Below are 16,965 nucleotides of genomic sequence, written 5' to 3'. Positions count from 1 at the left end.
CGGAAAACACCGGGCCCCGCTCCTCGTGGGTTAGAGCGGGGCCCGGCGGTCTCAGTTACCCGTCACTCACAGCGCCGGGTAGGCGTTCGCCATCAGCTCGCGGAACTGCGCGGAGAACCACGCGCCGGAGATGGGGGCGTTGGGCAGGGCGCCGCTCGGGTTGTTGCCGTTGCGGGCGTTACCCGTGTAGGTCGGGTCGCACATCCGGTCGAAGCCCTTGCCCTCGTCGTTCGGGATGAGGGTGCTGGAGCCGTCCGACTCGCCCGGCGGCTTGACCCAGACGTAGGCGTCGATACCGGTGGCCGGGGCCGCGGTCGGGCGCTCGCCCAGGCCGGCGCCGGACTGGTTGCACCAGTTGCCGAGGTGGATCCGGCGGTCGATGCGCGACTGGTTGACGAAGGTGTTTACGTCGGTCGAGGTGCTGGCCGCCGTGGGACGCTGCGAGCCGCCCCAGCCGTTGCGGGAGGTGTCGATCAGCATGCCGATGTTGGAGTTGAAGCCGATCGAGACCAGCTTGGTGCGGAAGGCCTGGGCGAAGGTCAGCTCGTCGGTGTACTGGTTCCAGTCGATCCACTTGGACTGGCGGACGTTCTGGCCGTTGACCGTGGTGGTGGGCTGCACGAACGGCTCACGCAGGGCCGAGTAGTTGGCCGTGTTGGTGATGAAGCCGGTGACGTTGTTGACGCTGCCGGAGGCGCGGGCGGCCTCGAGCATGATGTCGGCGGTGGGGCCGAAGTTGGAGTCCCAGCCGATCCAGCCGTGGTGGGCGGCGTCGACGTAGTTGTAGGTGTTGCTCAGCGCGCCGAGCTTGTTCAGGGCGTAACCGACGCCCTGCACGTAGCCGCCGTTGGCCTTCATGGTGTCGCAGGTCGCCGTGCCGCCGGCCTGACCGGAGGTGTTGGTGACCAGGTTCGGCAGGGAGTCGATCTCGACGATGTTGATGATGCGGAGGTTCTTGTACTTGGCGTCGGCCTCGATCGCGGCGATCGGGTCGATGTACTCGGCCTTGTAGCGCGGCAGCTCGTTCGGGGCGAGCTCGCCGTTGGAGGCGAGAGCGGCGCAGTCGCGACCGGGGAGGTTGTAGATGACGAACTGGATGTAGCCGGCGCCCTGGGCGAGAGCGGCGTCGAGGTGGTCACGAACGCCCATCGAGCCGTTGGAGCTGCTGTCGTCGGTGCCCTCGATCGCGGCGATCCGGTCGAGCCAGACCGCTGTCGGGTTGTTCGAGACGCGGGTGCCGCCGGGCTCGGCCTCGGCCTTGGCCCGCCACTCCGGGTTCACGTAGCCCTTGACCCCGGCGTACGGGTTGTCGACCTTGGTGCCGTCCGGCGGCGGGGTGGTCGGCGGCGGAGTCGTCGGGGGCGGCGTGGTCGGGGGCGGGGTGGTCGGCGGGGTGGTCGTGGGCGGCGGGGACGTCGGGCCGGTCACGCCCGTGCAGACCGTGCCGTTGAGCGAGAAGCTGGCCGGGTTGGCGTTCGTACCCGAGTAGTTGGCGTTGAAGCCGAAGTTGACGCTCGCGTTGGTGCCGATCGTGGTCGACCAGGAAGGATTGGCCGCCGTGACGTTCTGCCCGGACTGCGAGATGGTCGCGCTCCAGCCCTGGGTGATCTGCTGGTTGCCCGGGAAAGCCCAGGTGACGCGCCAGCCGCCGGAGATCGGGTCGCCGAGGTTGGTCACGGTCACCGCGCCGGTGAAGCCCGTGCTCCAACTGTTGGCGGTGTAGTCGACCCGGCAACCGGCGGCCGCGCTCGCGCTGGACGCGACGGCGACGCCGAGACCGGAGACGAGCGTTGCCGCGGCGGCCGCGGTCAGGCCGCGGATAAGGACAGGTCTCATGTGGTGGCTCCTCGAGACGGTGGCGGGGATGAGCCGGGTCAGGCATCGAGGGGCATCGCTCCCGGCTGTTCCGACAGCATGGCATGGGAGCGCTCCCACCGCAATGTCCAAGTTATAGATCGGAAATGATGTGTTAACAGCGGCCGGTGCGGCTGGTCGTGGCCCCCATGGCGTATAACGGGTGCGTGCAGGTTTTCGAGATCGTCGAGGCGCTGGGCGAGGTCCCGAACGCCGAAGTAGCAGTGCGTCGCGGTCTGCTCACCGTGCACATTCCGGCCATCGGGGACACGGCCCAGCTCGATCCCGACGAGGTCCTCGACGCGCAGTCGGTGTTCGTGCCCACCCGGGCTCCGGCGGTTCAGCTCGACGTGCGCCGGGGGCGCAAGTCGCTGCCGCTGATCGTGACCGTGGACGACATGGTGTTCAACCCGGCCTACGCCGACGACCTGGTCGAGCCGGGCGCCCACCGGCGCCTGCCCGCGATGCCGGGGCTGATCGCGTACTCGGAGATGCACCGCGACGTGCGGGCCCTCGGCAAAGCCGTCGACGACCGGACGCTCGACCTCGACCCCGAGACGCTGGCCGCGACGCTGCTGGCCCACCGCTGCTTCATCGCGGGGGCGGTCGAGGTGGGTCTCTGGCCGGTACGGGTCGCGGCGTGGTGGGAGTACTCGCACGCCCGCGTGGGTGGGCCGGCCGGCGTGGCTCCGCTGCGCGCCGACCCGGTCTGGGACGAGCTGATGGCCGATGTCCAGGAAGCCCGCCGCCAGACCGTGGTCCAGCAGTTCTAGAAGCGCCGGCCGCCGGACGGAGGTCGTGGAGCGCCAGCCGCCGGCGGAGAGGGCAGCGCCAGCCGCCGGCGGAGAGGCGCAGCGCCGGCGGAGAGGCCAGCGCCGGCGGAGAGGCCAGCGCCGGCGGAGAGGCCAGCGCCGGCGGAGAGGCCAGCGCCAGCCGAGAAGGCGGCGCCTGCGGAGAAGGCGGTTCCTAGGGGCGCCAGCCGATGTTCATGCGCTGCGGTGGGCGTGGAGGCGGGTCGCCGGCCAGCAGGGTGTCGAGCCGGTCGTTGATGGTGGTCAGGGCCGTGGTCAGGCGTGGGTCGGCGCCGTATCGGCCGCGCTGGTCGTGCAAGGTGTCGGTCAGCTCGCGCAGGAGCTGCGCGGCTGCCGGGTCGGTCTTCTCGAAAGCGGTCAGCGCCTCGTCGATCTGGTCCCGGGCCGCGCTGAAGGCAGTGGTCAGCAGCGCGTCCAGGCGCTGCTCGGTCAAGCCGCGCAGTGACGACAGCGGGCCGGGCTGCTTCCACGACTGGAGCAGCTCGACCGGGTGCGCCTTCTCGTCGTGGTCGATCGTCTTGCGGTGCGGGACGCACAGGAGCAACAGGTTGGCGAAGGAGTCGTCCGGCGGCCCGGCGGTGTAGCGCGGACCGTCCGGGTCGGCGCCCCGGATGCGTACCGGCTCGACGTTGACCTCGGGCTCGGTGCCGAGGAAGACCATCACGGGGGTGCGGCAGCCGGGGAAGTCACAGCTGCCCTGGGAGAGCGCGACCAGGGCGGCGCGCGCCGCCGGGGTCATACGCGGGGTTTCGTCCACGATTGCCTGCCTGCCAGGGTGAGTGGATGGTTGAGGGTGGTCCGGCCGGGGTAAGAACGCACATGGCACTTCACGAGATGATCTGCGAAGCGGAGAACGCCAACGAGGTGCTCTTCGTCTGCTCCGACGACCTGTGCGGCCGCCGCGTGGTGGTCGGCAAGTCCCGGCCCCGCCTGACGGTCATCGACCGCGGCGACTTCTCCGCACGGCACGTCGGCTCGCTCGGCGGTATCAGCATCGAGGGCGTCGACATCACGTAGAAAAGACCGGCCGGTTTCCTCGGGGACGCCGTTGTCCGGGAAGAAACCGGCCGGCCCGGCTTCTACTCGGGGTCCTCCACCTTGATGATCGGACCCTCGGCGTAGCCCATCATGTCGTAGCCGACGGGGCCCAGATCGGAGTCGAGGAACGTCGTGACGACGATCTTGTAGACGCCGGCCTGGATCGTGTTGCCGGGGTCGCCCTCGGGCAGCGTGAAGGCCGGCACGGTCAGCTTGGCCGCGTACCTCTCGTCCTGGCTGAAGAACGGGCCGCGCACCGGCACCCGCACCTCGCCGAGGGACACCTCGTCGCCCGGGCCCTGGGACTCGGCGAACGCCGTGACGACCCAGTCCTGCGTGCGTACCGACAACGCGGTCAGCCAGAGCGGCACCAGGTTGCCGAAGACGCGCCAGCGGACCTCGATGTCGAACGGCTTCGCGCGGTTGACGACGAGGTTGGACTTGCCGAGCGTGGGCCTCTCGGTGATGCCGACGATGCCGAGGAACTCTCCCTCGATGGCGGGGTCGGTCGGCCCGGTGGGTGGGATGTTGGGATCGAAGCGATCGGTCATGGCGATGCTCCTTTGCATCAGGAATCGATCCGAACGTAAGCCCATCGGGTGACCGCGGTCAGCCGGATCAGCGACACGAAGCGTTATTACCGCCGGCGTGGCGCTGTGTAGAAGCCGGTCGGCAACTCGGTCGCCAGGGCCGCGGTGCGGCGGTTGCGGGCGCGCAGCCGCAGCAGCATGCCGACGCCGAGGAAGACCATCAGCGCGCCGATGATCAGCCCGATGCCGAGCACGCTGGTGCTGCTCGACGCCGGCACCAGGGCGGCCGATGACGGCTCGGGATCTTCAGTGACCACCGCCGCCTCTTCTTCCTCCGGCGAGGGGGGAGCGGAAGGGGCGGCCGAAGGCGACGCGGAGGGTGACGCCGACGGTGACGGCGACGTGGAAGCGGCCACCGGCGTGACCACCTGGGCCTGGGAGCCGATGGTGCTCAGTACGCGGCCGGTCGCGTCGAGGGCGCGGGCCGTGAAGGTGACCTCGCCGTCGTCCGGGCCGGTGAAGGCGACGGTCCACTGCCCGGTCACCGTCCGGTCGCGGCAGAGCTGACCCGGGTCGAGCCGCTCGTCGACGATCTGCGCCGCGTCGTTCTCGATCGTCGCCCGTACGCCGAAGTCCTGATTGTTCTCGACCCGCCCGACCCGGATCTGGTCGAGGCTGACGCCCTTGGTCTCGACGGTGAGCGCCCAGCGCACCTTGATGCAGCGCCGGCTCTCGCGCTCGGTCGAGACGACCGCGGTGAGGGTGCGCGCGGCCTTGCCGATGGTGAACGTCGCAGGCGCCTGGTCGAGCTTCACCGAGAAGCCGTCCACGTCGGCGCGCGCCGGCGTCGCGAAAAAGCCGATCGCGACCAGCGCGACAGCGCCGGATGCCGCCAGGTGTCGCATGCCGATCATCTCCTTCCGCGCGGGCGTCGACACGCCTCGCGCGCTGAAGGGTTCGCAGGCGGGCGCCGAAAGGTTCACCGGGTGGCTCGGGTCACTCCGTACGGGAACCTTAAGTTTTCCTTAGGTCTTTGTTGCTTGGGCGTGTCTGCGCAGCTCAGGGCCGCTTTGCCGAATGTGACTGCCAAGTAGCCGACAAAATCGCCGCCCAGTGTTCATCCGAACCCGCGCCCGGCACGTAGATGGGGGATGGGCAGGGACCGGAGCGACACCGGCCGCTGCCCGAGACCAAGAGCACGGGGCACTCCCCACGGGTGCCGGCGTCCCACCGCCCACGGGACGTGACCGCTGCGGAGAACGAGGAGTCAATGGCCAAGACGAAGAACAAAGAGCGATCCGCCAATCGTGTGGCCGTCGATGTCGGAGCTACCGGAACGAAACCCGCCTCCCGGGGCGCGGTTGTCGTACTCACCGTGAGCGTGCTCGCGGCGATCTGGGCGGTCGCGATGATGACCGCGCCGGGACGCGTCGGCTACTACTACTTCTTCATCTACGCCGAGTTCTACATGGGCGTGGTGGCGCTGGTCTCGCTGTCCATCACGATCATGATCGGCCTGGTCGCCACCGACCGGCTGGTGCTCTCGATCCGGCAACGGGTGCTGCTGCAGTCGGCCCACCGCACCACCGGCGTGATCGCCGTGGGCGCGCTCTTCGTCCACGTCTGGACCAAGGTCGTCGAGGAGCACATCGGCATCATCGACGCCTTCATCCCGTTCCTCGCGGCCGGCAACAAGCTGTACATCGGCCTCGGCACCATCTCCGGCTGGCTCATGGTGCTGGTGATGTGGACCGGCATCGCCCGGTCGCGCTTCGTCGGCCGGGGCAAGCCCTGGATGTGGCGCTCCATCCACGCCATCTCGTACCTGATGTGGCCGATCGCCCTGGTGCACGGCCTCTCGGCCGGCCGGCCCGCGGCGACCTGGGTCATCGTCAGCTACATCGTCTGCATCCTCGGGGTGCTCATCGGCCTGGCCGTACGGCTGTCGGTGAGCCTGAACCGCAACAAGGACTTCGCCTCGCAGGCCGGCGCCGGTGGCCTGAAGCCGGTCGGCACGCTGGTGCCGACCAGCTCGCCGGCGATGAAGCGGCCGAGCCGCCGCGAGCGGGCTCCCGAGCCCGAGCCGCAGACGCTGGGCCCGGTCGCCGTGGTCGACACGTTCCGCCCGGTCACCCCGCCGCCCGCGCCGCCGGTGGACGATCTCCTGGTTCCGGCCGCCCGCTTCGACGAGCCGACCGGCATGATGGTCCGCCCGGACTTCGAGGACGAGATGCCGCGGGGACGGCGCCGGGTCGAGGACGAGATCGAGTACGACGAGCCGCGCGGCCGCCGCTACGCGCCCGAGGACACCGGCACCCGGATGCGCCTGGACGACACCGGCACCCGCATGCGCCGCGCCGACTACGAGGACACCGGCGCCCGGATGCGCCGTGACGATCTCGAGGACACCGGCGCCCGGATGCGCCGTGACGATCTCGAGGACACCGGCGCCCGGATGCGCCGTGATGATCTCGAGGCCACGGGCACCCGGATGCGCCGTGACGATCTCGAGGACACCAGCACCCGGATGCGGCGGGTCGAGCGGGACGACCGCGGTTACTACGACGAGCCGACGGCGCCCCGCCAGCGCCGCTACGCCGACGAGGACGACATGCCCGCCCCGCGCCCGTCGCGGCGCCGCGGCGACATGCCGCTGACGGACGACCGGGACTACGGCGACGTGCCCCGGCAGCGTGGCCGGTACGCCGACGACGAGCCGCCCGCCCGCCGGGCCGCCTACGACCGCGAGATCGACGACGCTCCCCGCGGCCGGCGGCGTGACCGTGGCGCCGACGTCGACCGGGCCGACTCCGGCCGGCACAGCCGCAGTGGCTTCGTCGAGTTCGGTGGCGACGACGAGACGCCGACCCTGGTCGACATGGCGTCCCGCCGCTCCCGGAGGGAAGACCGTGACCTGCAGGAACCCGTACGCGTCCAGGCGGGCCGGGGAGCTCGCCGCGACGGCCGCGGCCGGGCGGACGACGAGGTGGCTGACGACGCGTACTGGTCGCAGCTGCGAGGGGAAGCGAATTGAGCGCGTCGCAGGTTCCGCCGGTCACCGCGATCGGCACGCCGCGGATCACCGCGGGCTTCGACGAGTACGGTCGGCTCGACCTGCTCGCCCACCAGGAGGTGCACGGTGGCTTCGCCGCGCTGTCCTCGGGCGAGCTGATCGGGCTGGCCGACCGGATCGAGCTGCGCGGGCGCGGCGGGGCGGGTTTCCCGTTCGCCCGCAAGGTCCGCGCGGTGCTCGACTCCTGCCGGCGGCAGGAGCTGCCGCCGGTGATCGTGGTCAACGCGACCGAGGGTGAGCCGCCGTCCTGGAAGGACAAGGCGATCCTGACCCGCGGCCCGCACCTGATCCTCGACGGCGCCGCCCTGGCCGCCGCCGCGCTGGACGCCGAGGAGATCGTCATCGGCATCGCCGACGACGGCATCGGGCAGGAGTCGCTGACCGCGGCCCTGGCCGAGCGGCGCATGCCCTGCCCGACCCGGATCGTCACGGTGCCGCACCGCTTCATCTCCGGTGAGGGCGGCGCGCTGGTCCGCGGCATCAACGGCGAGGCGCACATCCCGCCCGGCCGCAAGGTCCGCTCGAGCGACAACGGCGTGATGGGCCTGCCCACCCTGCTCTCCAACGCCGAGACGTACTCGCAGCTGGCGATCGCGGCCCGGCTCGGCCCGTGGGAGTACAACGCGGTCGGCATCCCCGAGGAGCCGGGCACGGTCATGCTGACCGTCGGCGGCGCGTCGTCGGCCCCGGCCGTGGTGGAGGCGCCCACCGGCACCCCGCTGATGGACGTGCTCAACATGTGCGGCGCCGACATCGGCCCCGGCCTGCTGGTCGGCGGCTACCACGGCAAATGGATCACGGCCGAGGCCGCGAAGACGGTGACGATCTCACGCAAGGGCTTCGCCGGGGTCGGCGGCACGCTCGGCGCCGGCATGCTCATCCCGATCGGCTCCAAGACCTGCCCGCTGGGTGAGGTCTCGCAGGTCGTGCAATATCTGGCCGGCGAGTCGGCCGGGCAGTGCGGCCCGTGCCGGCTCGGCCTGCCCGACCTGGCCCGCGCGGTCACGCTGGTCTCGCTCGGCGGCAACGCGGTCGAGAACGTCCGCCAGGCGGCCGGTGTGGTCAAGGGCCGCGGCGCGTGCAGCCACCCGGACGGCACGGCCCGCTTCGCGCTGTCGGCGCTGGAGGTCTTCGCCAAGGACGTCGAGGCGCACACCAACGGCGAGGGCTGCGGCAAGCAGGTCCGCGGCATCCTGCCCCTGCCGTACACGGCGGAGCAGGGCGCCCGGAAGCTGGCCGTGGACTGGTCCCGGTGCGACGGTCACGGCCTGTGCTCGGCGGTCGCCCCCGAGATCATCCGGCTCGACTCGAACGGCTTCCCGGCGTTCCCGCAGACGCCGCTGCCGCCGTGGCTGGAGACGGGCGCCCGTAAAGCGGTGAACGTCTGCCCGGCGCTGGCCCTGCGGCTGACCGAGGCGACGAAGTGAGGCGGCGCGCCGTCCTGCTGGCGGCGGCCTCGGCCCTGCTCGCCGCCGGGTGCGGCGCGCCCGAGAAGACAACGGCGGCCTGGGATCCGCCCGGCGCCGAGGCCAGGGCGGTCCCGGCCACGCTGGCCTTCACCGGCAAGACCATCGACGGCAAGCCGTACGACGGGAGCCTGCTGGCCGGTCGGCCGACGATCCTGTGGTTCTGGGCGCCCTGGTGCGCCACCTGCGCGAGCGAGGCACAGAGCGTCCGCGACCTCGAGGAGCAGTACCGCGGCAAGATCAACTTCCTGGGCGTGGCCGGCATGGGCGACAACAAGGCCATGCACCAGTTCGTCGACGACTTCGAGCTGCGCACGGTCCCGCACCTCGACGACCAGGCCGGCGTCATCTGGAAGAAATTCAAGATCGCTGAGCAGAGCCTGTACGTCGTCCTGGACGACAAGGGCAAGGTCCGCAAGACGGGCTACCTGGACGATCTGCAGCTGACCGCCGAGGTCAAGTCCCTGGCGGTCTGAGATGCTGCTGGCGCTGACCGCGGGCATGCTCGGCGCGGTCAACCCCTGCGGCTTCGCGCTGCTGCCGGCGTACCTCTCGGTGTTGATCGCCGCCGGCGCCGAACGGCCGGTCCGCCGGGCCCTGATCTGCAGCGCGGCGCTGACCGCGGGCTACGTCCTCGTGTTCGGCGCGTTCGGCCTGGTGCTGGCCCCGATCGCCGGGGTGCTGCGGCCGCACCTGCCCTGGCTGACCGTGGTGCTGGGCCTGGCCCTGGCGGTTCTCGGCGGGTGGCTGCTCGGCGGCCGCTCGCTGCCCGCGCCGAGGGTTCGGGCGCCGCTGGTGTCGGGCTCGGTGGGCTCGACGCTGCTGTTCGGGATGGCGTACGCCGTGGCGTCGCTCGGCTGCGCGGTCGGCCCGTTCCTGTCGCTGGTCGTCTCGAGCCTGCGCGCGGGATCACTTGCTGAGGGTGTGCTGCTCTTCCTGGCGTACGGCCTGGGAATGGGCCTGATCGTCTCGGCCACCGCCGTGGCCGTGGCGCTGGCGCGCACCGGGCTGATCACGCGGACGCGCCGCCTGCTGGGCGTGGTGCCCCGGCTCGGCGGCGCGATCCTGATCGTCTGTGGTCTCTACGTGGCCTACTACGGCTGGTACGAGCTCCGGCTGACCGGCGATCTCCGGCTCGCCGGGACCGACCCGGTGATCAACGCCGCCGGCGAGGTGCAGCGGTGGCTGAGTGATCTCGTGGCCGGCGCCGGCGCGGTCCCGTTCGTGGTCGCCGTCGTGCTGTTGTCAGGCGGCCGGCGGATACGGCGTCGCGTAGGCGGGCTTCTCCGACGGCATCACGATCCACAGGATCGGGTAGACGAGGATCTGGCTGCCCGGGATGGCCAGCAGGACCACCACGAAGAGCAGGCGGGCGAGCCAGGGGTCGATGCCGAAGCGGCGGGCGAGACCGGCGCACACGCCGGCGATCATCCGGCCCTCCCGCGGACGGGTGAGGCCCTGACGGGACAGGCTGTCGTGCACGGCGTTCATTGAACTCTCACATTCCCTCGAAGAGGTCGTCGATGTATCCATCGTCGGCCTTTTCGCGCCCGCCGGACATCCGGAAGTCCCCTGGGGAGACCCTGATCCAGCACCCTGAGAGAGCTGCCTAGCCTTCGGTGACGTCGGCGACGATCACGGTGACGTTGTCGGGGGCGCCGTTCTCCAGCGTGCGGTGGACCAGCTCGGCCGCCGCCGTCTTGCGGTCGGCGTTGTCGAGCAGGGTCTGCCGGATCACCGCGTCCTCGACGTAGTCGCTGAGGCCGTCGCTGCACAGCAGGAAGCGGTCACCCTCCTGCACCGGGATCATCCGGCCGGTGGGGCGGAACGGCCCGCCCTGCACCGCCTGGGTCACCAGCGCCCGCTGTGGGTGGCGGCGGGCGTCCTCGGCGCTGAGCACGCCCTGGTCGACCAGCGCCTGCACGTACGTGTCGTCGCGGGTGATCTGCTGCATCTCGCCGTCGCGGACCAGGTAGCAGCGGGAGTCGCCGACGTTCAGCGCGGCCACCCGGTCGCCGGCGAGCATGATCGCCGTGACCGTCGTGCCCATCCCGTCGCGGGCGTCGTCGTCGGCGACCGCGGCCTCGATCCGGCCGTTCGCCGTCTGGAGCGCGGCCAGCAGGTCCTGTAGCGGCTCACCGGTGTCCGGCACGTCGTCGACCACGGCCAGAGCCTGCACGAGGATATCGCTGGCCAGCTCACCGGCGGGGAGCCCACCCATGCCGTCGGCCACCACGAGCAGGCGGTTACCCACGAAGACAGCGTCCTCGTTGTTGGACCGCACCAGGCCCTGATCGGTGGCAGCGACCGCCCGGACAACAAGCGTCATGCCGATAAGACTGCCAAAGGCCGAAACGGATGTCTCTAGTACCTCCCACCAAGCCTGGATGACGATGGCCTAGTGTTGGACGATTTGCCCATCGCGTGGCGGTTCCTCCGCCGTGACCGGTGTCCCCCGTGAGCGGTACAGAGGGTGCGTCGTGCGGGGTGGCGAGACAGGCGATCCGGGCATCGGAGACAATCGTCGGCGTGACGACAGCGATCCATCAGCGCATTGCCTCCGAGCTCGGTGTCCGCGAGAGCCAGGTAACCGCGGCGGTCGAGCTCCTCGACGGCGGCGCCACCGTGCCGTTCATCGCCCGCTACCGCAAGGAGGTGACCGGCACCCTCGACGACACGCAGCTGCGCACGCTCGAGGAGCGGCTGGGTTACCTGCGGGAGCTGGAGGAGCGCCGGGCCGCCGTGCTCGAGTCCATCCGGCAGCAGGGCAAGCTCGACGACGCGCTGGAGCAGGCCATCCTCGCCGCCGACTCCAAGGCGCGGCTCGAGGACATCTACCTGCCGTACAAGCCGAAGCGCCGCACCAAGGCCCAGATCGCCCGTGAGGCCGGCCTGGAGCCGCTGGCCGACCAGCTGATCGGCGACCCGTCGCTCGACCCGCGGGCCACCGCGGCCGCCTTCGTCGACGCCGGCAAGGGCGTGGCCGACGAGAGCGCCGCCCTCGACGGCGCCCGGTCGATCCTGATCGAACGGTTCGCCGAGGACGCCGACCTCATCGGTGAGCTGCGCGAGCGCATGTGGACCCGGGGCCGCCTCGTCGCCAAGGTGACCGACGGCAAGCAGACCGAGGGGGCGAAGTTCGCCGACTACTTCGACTTCGCCGAGCCGTACGCCAAACTCCCCTCGCACCGGATCCTCGCCATGTTCCGCGGCGAGAAGGAGGGCGTCCTCGACCTGACGATGGAGCCCGAACCCGAGGACGAGTCCACCTTCGAGCCGCGCATCGCCGCCCGCTTCGGCGTCTCCGACCAGGGGCGGCCGGGCGACAAGTGGCTGACCGACACGGTTCGCTGGGCCTGGCGTACGCGGATCCTGATCCACCTCGGCGCCGACCTGCGCGTGCGGCTGTGGCAGGCCGCCGAGGACGAGGCCGTACGGGTCTTCGCGGCCAACCTGCGCGACCTGCTGCTGGCGGCGCCGGCGGGCACGCGGTCGACGATGGGCCTCGACCCCGGATTCCGTACGGGCGTGAAGGTCGCCGTGGTCGACGGCACCGGCAAGGTGGTCGCCACCGACACCATCTACCCGCATGTGCCGCAGAACAAGTGGGACGAGTCGATCCACCGGCTCGCCGCGCTGGCCAGCAAGCACAACGTCGACCTGATCGCGATCGGCAACGGCACCGCCTCGCGCGAGACCGACAAGCTCGCGGCCGACCTGATCAAGCGGCACCCCGAGGCCAACCTGACCAAGGTGATGGTCTCCGAGGCCGGCGCGTCGGTCTACTCGGCGTCCGCGTACGCGGCGTCGGAGCTGCCCGGCATGGACGTGTCGCTGCGGGGCGCGGTCTCCATCGCCCGCCGCCTCCAGGACCCCCTGGCCGAGCTCGTCAAGATCGACCCGCGGTCGATCGGCGTCGGCCAGTATCAGCACGACCTCTCCGAGGTGAAGCTGTCCCGCTCGCTCGACGCGGTCGTCGAGGACTGTGTGAACGCGGTCGGCGTCGACGTCAACACGGCCTCGGCGCCGCTGCTCACCCGCGTCTCCGGCATCGGGGCGGGCCTGGCCGAGAACATCGTGCTGCACCGCGACCAGAACGGCCCGTTCAAGAACCGCTCCGAGATCAAGAAGGTGGCGCGGCTCGGCCCCAAGGCGTTCGAGCAGTGCGCCGGCTTCCTGCGCATCCCGGGCGGCGACGACCCGCTCGACTCGTCCAGCGTGCACCCCGAGTCGTACCCGGTGGTCCGCACGATCCTCTCCACGGTCGGGGCCGACCTCAAGAGCGTCATCGGCAACACCCAGGTGCTGCGCAAGGTCAAGCCGGAGCAGTTCGTCACCGACACCGTCGGCCTGCCGACCGTCACCGACATCCTCAAGGAGCTCGAGAAGCCGGGCCGCGACCCGCGCCCGGGCTTCACCACGGCCACCTTCGCCGAGGGCGTCGAGAAGATCGCCGACCTCAAGCCGGGCATGGTCCTCGAGGGCGTGGTGACCAACGTGGCCGCGTTCGGCGCGTTCGTCGACATCGGCGTCCACCAGGACGGCCTGGTGCACGTGTCGGCGCTGTCCACCACGTTCGTCAAGGACCCGCGCGAGGTCGTGAAGTCGGGCGACGTGGTCAAGGTGCGGGTGGTCGAGGTCGACGAGGCTCGCAAGCGGATCTCGCTGACCATGCGCCTGACCGACGAGCCGGTCCGCAAGCCGCGAGGGGAGACCCCGCCCCGGCAGGCGCAGCCGCGCCAGCAGCGTCCCGGGAGCGGCGGGCAGCGTCAAGGGGGCGGCGGCGGGCAGCGTCAGGGCCGTCAGCAGCAGGACCAGCGCAGCTTCAACGGCGGCGCGATGGCCGACGCCCTGCGCCGGGCCGGGCTCACTAAGGACTCGAAGTAATAGCGATGTGGTCGAAGGCCACCCGGAACGGGCCGCTCTGCGGGGCGTCCCGGTCCGGGTAGACACCGAGCAGCAGCCGCGCGCCGGAGATGTCCCGGTCGGTCAGGGGCGCCTGGCCGACCACGGCGCCGTCCCGGGAGACCGTCACCGTGCCGTCGTCGACCCGCAGCCCGATCCGGGTGGCCGGGCCGTTCACCGGCAGCGGCCGGTCGAGCGGCATGGTGCGGGTGACGACCACGTCGGTGCCCTTGTGGGTGCCGACGTAGAAGCTGTTCGCGCACGCCCGTACCAGATAACCTTTGTTGGCTCCGAAACGGAACCAGATCGCCGCGCACGAGTCCTCGCTGAGCAGCCGCACCCCGACCTCGGCGTTGATGTCGGCGGGAAGCTGGTCCTGCGGGCCCGGGCACTTGTAGAGCCGCCGGCTGTCGACCCGCGCGACCAGCGAACCGTCGGCGAACTCGCAGGCCGAATGCCCGTCCGGCTCGGTCTTGGCCAGCCAGTAGCGGGCGGCGGCCAGATCGTCCTCGATGATCATCGGCTGGTCGGCCGGCGGCGGTTCGGCCGACGTCTCGGCCGGGTCCCGCCCGAAGATCACCATCATCGCGCCGGCGATCACGGCCAGCACCAGGAAAGCGACCGCGACCGGCATGAACCAGCGGCGCCGCGCCTCCGGCTCCTCCTCGACCGGCCCGGCGGCCGTGATCGGCACCGTGATGATCGAGTCTTCCTCGTAGCCCTTGGGCATCAGGCCGGTCACCGACTGCGCCTTCGCCGCGGCCACCCGCAGGTCGGGCTGATCGTCCAGCGCGGCCTTGGTCGCGGCCGGCCGGGTCGGGCCCGCCACCAGCAGATCCAGCAGTTCGCGGGCGGTCGGCCGGTTCTTCGGGTCCTTCTCCAGGGTGTACGCGACCAGGTCGCGCAGCGGGCCACTCAGGCCCTCCAGATCGGGCGGGCTGGTCAGGATGCGGCCGGCCGTGGCCGGCGGCGAGTCACCGCCGAACGGGGTCTTCCCGATTCCCGCGTACGTCACCACGCTGCCCCACGAGAACACGTCGGCCGCGGCCGTGATCGGCACGTCGGCGTCGCCGAACCGCTCCGGCGCCATGTAGGCGACAGTGCCCACCATCTGCGACGCGGCCGTGTTGTCGCTCGGCGCGCCCATGGCCCGCGCGATCCCGAAGTCGATCACCTTGGGGCTGCCCGGCGCGAGCAGCACGTTGCGCGGCTTGAGATCGCGGTGGATCACTCCCGCCCCGTGGATGGCGGTCAGCGCGGTGGCCACCCCGATGGCCACACTGTGCAGGTTGGCCGCGGTCAGCGGGCCGCGCTCCTCGACCACCTCGGCCAGCGTCGGCCCGTCCACGTACTCGCAGACCAGGTACGGGTGTTCGGCGTCCGGGTCGGCGTCGAGCACCTCGGCCGTGCAGAACGGCGGCACCTGCCGCACCCGAGCCACCTCGCTGCGGAACCGGCGCCGGAACTCGTCGTCGTGCGCCAGATCGGCGCGCACCACCTTGACCGCCACCAGCACTCCCGCCGGTGACGTGGCCAGATAGACGGTGCCCATGCCGCCCTCGCCGAGCCGGCCGACCAGCTCGTAGGAGCCCAGCCGGTCCGGGTCGCGAGGACGCAACGGTTCCGTATGCTCCCCAGGCATGGGTGCACTGTATAGGGCGCGGTCGTTGCCTCACCCGGCCGGATAACCTCGTTCCATGCTGATCGCGACGGAACGGCTCATCCTGCGGCGCTTCCGCCCCACGGACGCCCCCGTGCTGGCCGGGTACCGCTCCGATCCGGCGGTCGCGCGCTACCAGTCGTGGGACGCGCCGTTCCCGCTGTTGCGGGCCGAGACCGCCGTGGCCAACTTCATGGCCTCCGACCCCGACAAGCCGGGCTGGTTCCAGTACGCGATCGAGCGCACCGCCGAGCGGGACCTCATCGGCGACGTGGCGGTGCACCTGCACGACAACGCGAAGCAGGCCGAGATCGGCTTCACCCTGGCCTCCCGACATCAGAAGCAGGGCTACGCGACCGAGGCCGTTCGGGCCGTCCTGGACCGCCTTTTCCGCGTGCAGGGCCTGCACAAGGTGGCAGGGGAGTGTGACGCCCGCAACGTCGCGTCGGCCGCCCTCATGGAACGGCTCGGCTTCACCCGCGAGGGCCTGCTGCGCCAGCAGACGTTCATCAAGGGCGAATGGACCGACGACCTGATCTACGGCCTCCTGGCCCCGGAATGGCTCCGCCAGCCCGATTGATCAACTAGGCGCCCGATCCGTACAGTGCCCGGGTGACTCAGCCCCTCCCGGTGACCGTCCGGGTCGCCTTGTACTTCCAGCTCGCCGTGGTGGCGATGCTGCTGCTGTTCATCGGCGTGTCCACCGCCCACGCGATCCATTACGACGGACTGATCACCGAGGCCGCGCTGGCCACCGGGGCCGACCCGGGCGACGTGGGCGCCGAACGCTCGTACAACCTGACCGGGGCGGTGCTTCCGGCGGTCCCCGCGCTGATCCTGGCCGTCTGGCTGAGCATCACGGCCGTCCTGGTGCGGCGGGGCAACAACACCGGCCGGATCCTCACGCTGGCCGGCATGGGCGCCCCGGTCGTGTTGTCGCTGGGCGGCTGCCTGTTCGGCGGTTTCGGGGTGTTCTTCCTGATCGACGCGCTGGCTTCGGGTTTCGGCGGCGACGACGGGTCCGCCGACGATCCCTACGAGGACGGCACCGCGTACACGGACGAGCCGTACCCCGGGGTGGCGTTCTGGGACAAACTGGCCGACCTGGACTCGAGCGGCTGGAACATCGCCTTCGAAGTCATCAGCTTCTCCGCGCTCCTGCTGGCCTTCGCCTGCGCGATCGTCACGGCGGTCCTGCTGCTGGTGGGCCCCTCGAACCGCTTCTTCCGCCCGGGCCGCCCTCAGCCCGCCGCGCCGTTCGGCTACGGACCGCCACCGGCTTACCCGGTGCCCCCGCATTTCGCCTCGGCCTACCCGGCGCCGCCGCACCCGGCGGCCGCTTACCCCAGCGCGGCTTTCCCCGCACCCGCGTATCCTCAGCCGCCGGTGCCGTTCGCCGCGCCTTCGCCGTTCGCTCCGCCGGCCCCCGTCTTCGCTCCCGCCGACCAGCCCGTTTCCACCGCTGATCAGGCGAGCCCGTCTCCCTCCGCCGCGGATCCGTCAGCCGTTTCCCCCTCTGCCCCGCCCGCTGATCCTTCGGTCGCGTCACCTTCCGCGCCGCCCGCTGATCCGCCGGCTGGTCCGCCGCCCTCGGCGTGATCCGGCCTTGACGCCCTTCTCGTTGTAA

Annotated in this window: 15 protein-coding genes and 1 pseudogene; 9 read left to right on the top strand and 7 right to left on the bottom strand. The window is 71.1% G+C overall.

What is annotated here, in order from left to right; all coding sequences use genetic code 11:
- Positions 1-66: 66 nt before the first annotated feature.
- Positions 67-1,836, bottom strand: coding sequence for a glycoside hydrolase family 6 protein (locus AB0C26_RS28870; protein WP_360253832.1), 1,770 nt, complete (start codon positions 1,834-1,836; stop codon positions 67-69).
- 185 nt (positions 1,837-2,021) lie between these two features.
- Here AB0C26_RS28870 and AB0C26_RS28865 point away from each other — a divergent pair, with 185 nt between their 5' ends.
- A complete protein-coding gene (locus AB0C26_RS28865; protein ID WP_360253830.1) occupies positions 2,022-2,627 on the top strand; it encodes a hypothetical protein in 606 nt (201 codons plus the stop codon).
- Positions 2,628-2,820: 193 nt separating this feature from the next.
- Here AB0C26_RS28865 and AB0C26_RS28860 read toward each other — a convergent pair whose 3' ends face one another.
- Entirely contained in the window at positions 2,821-3,423 is a 603-nt protein-coding gene (locus tag AB0C26_RS28860) for a hypothetical protein (protein ID WP_360253828.1), read from the bottom strand.
- A 62-nt stretch (positions 3,424-3,485) separates the two neighbouring features.
- Between AB0C26_RS28860 and AB0C26_RS28855 the strand changes: the two genes are divergently transcribed.
- Complete coding sequence (locus tag AB0C26_RS28855) at positions 3,486-3,683, top strand: hypothetical protein (protein ID WP_360253826.1); 198 nt, start codon at positions 3,486-3,488, stop codon at positions 3,681-3,683.
- A 62-nt stretch (positions 3,684-3,745) separates the two neighbouring features.
- Here AB0C26_RS28855 and AB0C26_RS28850 read toward each other — a convergent pair whose 3' ends face one another.
- Together AB0C26_RS28850 and AB0C26_RS28845 are read right to left on the bottom strand one after the other, a co-directional pair.
- Positions 3,746-4,255, bottom strand: coding sequence for a hypothetical protein (locus AB0C26_RS28850; RefSeq protein WP_360253824.1), 510 nt, complete (start codon positions 4,253-4,255; stop codon positions 3,746-3,748).
- 86 nt (positions 4,256-4,341) lie between these two features.
- The gene (locus AB0C26_RS28845) at positions 4,342-5,139 is read right to left on the bottom strand and encodes a hypothetical protein (protein WP_360253822.1); all 798 of its coding nucleotides are present in this window, start codon (positions 5,137-5,139) and stop codon (positions 4,342-4,344) included.
- 470 nt (positions 5,140-5,609) lie between these two features.
- Between AB0C26_RS28845 and AB0C26_RS28840 the strand changes: the two genes are divergently transcribed.
- The 4 genes and pseudogenes from AB0C26_RS28840 to AB0C26_RS28825 all read left to right on the top strand — a co-directional run.
- On the top strand, positions 5,610-7,268 hold the full coding sequence (locus AB0C26_RS28840) for a translation initiation factor III (RefSeq protein ID WP_360253820.1): 1,659 nt from the start codon (positions 5,610-5,612) through the stop codon (positions 7,266-7,268).
- A complete protein-coding gene (locus tag AB0C26_RS28835; protein WP_360253818.1) occupies positions 7,265-8,734 on the top strand; it encodes an NADH-ubiquinone oxidoreductase-F iron-sulfur binding region domain-containing protein in 1,470 nt (489 codons plus the stop codon). The genes AB0C26_RS28840 and AB0C26_RS28835 overlap by 4 nt, the downstream gene beginning before the upstream one ends.
- The gene (locus tag AB0C26_RS28830) at positions 8,731-9,249 is read left to right on the top strand and encodes a redoxin family protein (protein WP_360253816.1); all 519 of its coding nucleotides are present in this window, start codon (positions 8,731-8,733) and stop codon (positions 9,247-9,249) included. Before AB0C26_RS28835 ends, AB0C26_RS28830 begins: the two co-directional genes overlap by 4 nt.
- Position 9,250: 1 nt before the next feature.
- Positions 9,251-9,802: pseudogene (locus tag AB0C26_RS28825) on the top strand (cytochrome c biogenesis protein CcdA); the annotation flags it as partial.
- A gap of 216 nt (positions 9,803-10,018) precedes the next feature.
- On the opposite strand, the gene AB0C26_RS28820 reads toward AB0C26_RS28825, so the two are convergent.
- On the bottom strand, positions 10,019-10,204 hold the full coding sequence (locus AB0C26_RS28820) for a PspC domain-containing protein (protein ID WP_360254032.1): 186 nt from the start codon (positions 10,202-10,204) through the stop codon (positions 10,019-10,021).
- Positions 10,205-10,382: 178 nt separating this feature from the next.
- Entirely contained in the window at positions 10,383-11,102 is a 720-nt protein-coding gene (locus AB0C26_RS28815; RefSeq protein WP_360253814.1) for a protein phosphatase 2C domain-containing protein, read from the bottom strand.
- A gap of 200 nt (positions 11,103-11,302) precedes the next feature.
- On the opposite strand from AB0C26_RS28815, the gene AB0C26_RS28810 reads away from it, so the two are divergent.
- A complete protein-coding gene (locus AB0C26_RS28810; RefSeq protein WP_360253812.1) occupies positions 11,303-13,660 on the top strand; it encodes a Tex family protein in 2,358 nt (785 codons plus the stop codon).
- Here AB0C26_RS28810 and AB0C26_RS28805 read toward each other — a convergent pair.
- Positions 13,644-15,320, bottom strand: coding sequence for a serine/threonine-protein kinase (locus tag AB0C26_RS28805; protein WP_360253810.1), 1,677 nt, complete (start codon positions 15,318-15,320; stop codon positions 13,644-13,646). The genes AB0C26_RS28810 and AB0C26_RS28805 overlap by 17 nt on opposite strands.
- A gap of 55 nt (positions 15,321-15,375) precedes the next feature.
- On the opposite strand from AB0C26_RS28805, the gene AB0C26_RS28800 reads away from it, so the two are divergent.
- Positions 15,376-15,918, top strand: coding sequence for a GNAT family protein (locus tag AB0C26_RS28800; protein WP_360253808.1), 543 nt, complete (start codon positions 15,376-15,378; stop codon positions 15,916-15,918).
- Positions 15,919-15,950: 32 nt separating this feature from the next.
- On the top strand, positions 15,951-16,937 hold the full coding sequence (locus AB0C26_RS28795; RefSeq protein WP_360253806.1) for a hypothetical protein: 987 nt from the start codon (positions 15,951-15,953) through the stop codon (positions 16,935-16,937).
- Positions 16,938-16,965 lie beyond the last annotated feature (28 nt).

This window comes from Actinoplanes sp. NPDC048796 (assembly GCF_040650035.1).
Lineage (GTDB): Bacteria > Actinomycetota > Actinomycetes > Mycobacteriales > Micromonosporaceae > Actinoplanes.
This window is presented reverse-complemented; position numbering and strand designations above follow the sequence as displayed.

What these genes read in the sequence shown, in the direction of transcription:
- AB0C26_RS28815 (WP_360253814.1), bottom strand. Translation starts at nt 11,102, where the DNA reads ATGACGCTTGTTGTCCGGGCGGTCGCTGCCACCGATCAGGGCCTGGTG.
- AB0C26_RS28800 (WP_360253808.1), top strand. Translation starts at nt 15,376, where the DNA reads ATGCTGATCGCGACGGAACGGCTCATCCTGCGGCGCTTCCGCCCCACG.
- AB0C26_RS28855 (WP_360253826.1), top strand. Translation starts at nt 3,486, where the DNA reads ATGGCACTTCACGAGATGATCTGCGAAGCGGAGAACGCCAACGAGGTG.
- AB0C26_RS28820 (WP_360254032.1), bottom strand. Translation starts at nt 10,204, where the DNA reads ATGATCGCCGGCGTGTGCGCCGGTCTCGCCCGCCGCTTCGGCATCGAC.
- AB0C26_RS28870 (WP_360253832.1), bottom strand. Translation starts at nt 1,836, where the DNA reads ATGAGACCTGTCCTTATCCGCGGCCTGACCGCGGCCGCCGCGGCAACG.
- AB0C26_RS28805 (WP_360253810.1), bottom strand. Translation starts at nt 15,320, where the DNA reads ATGCCTGGGGAGCATACGGAACCGTTGCGTCCTCGCGACCCGGACCGG.
- AB0C26_RS28850 (WP_360253824.1), bottom strand. Translation starts at nt 4,255, where the DNA reads ATGACCGATCGCTTCGATCCCAACATCCCACCCACCGGGCCGACCGAC.
- AB0C26_RS28845 (WP_360253822.1), bottom strand. Translation starts at nt 5,139, where the DNA reads ATGCGACACCTGGCGGCATCCGGCGCTGTCGCGCTGGTCGCGATCGGC.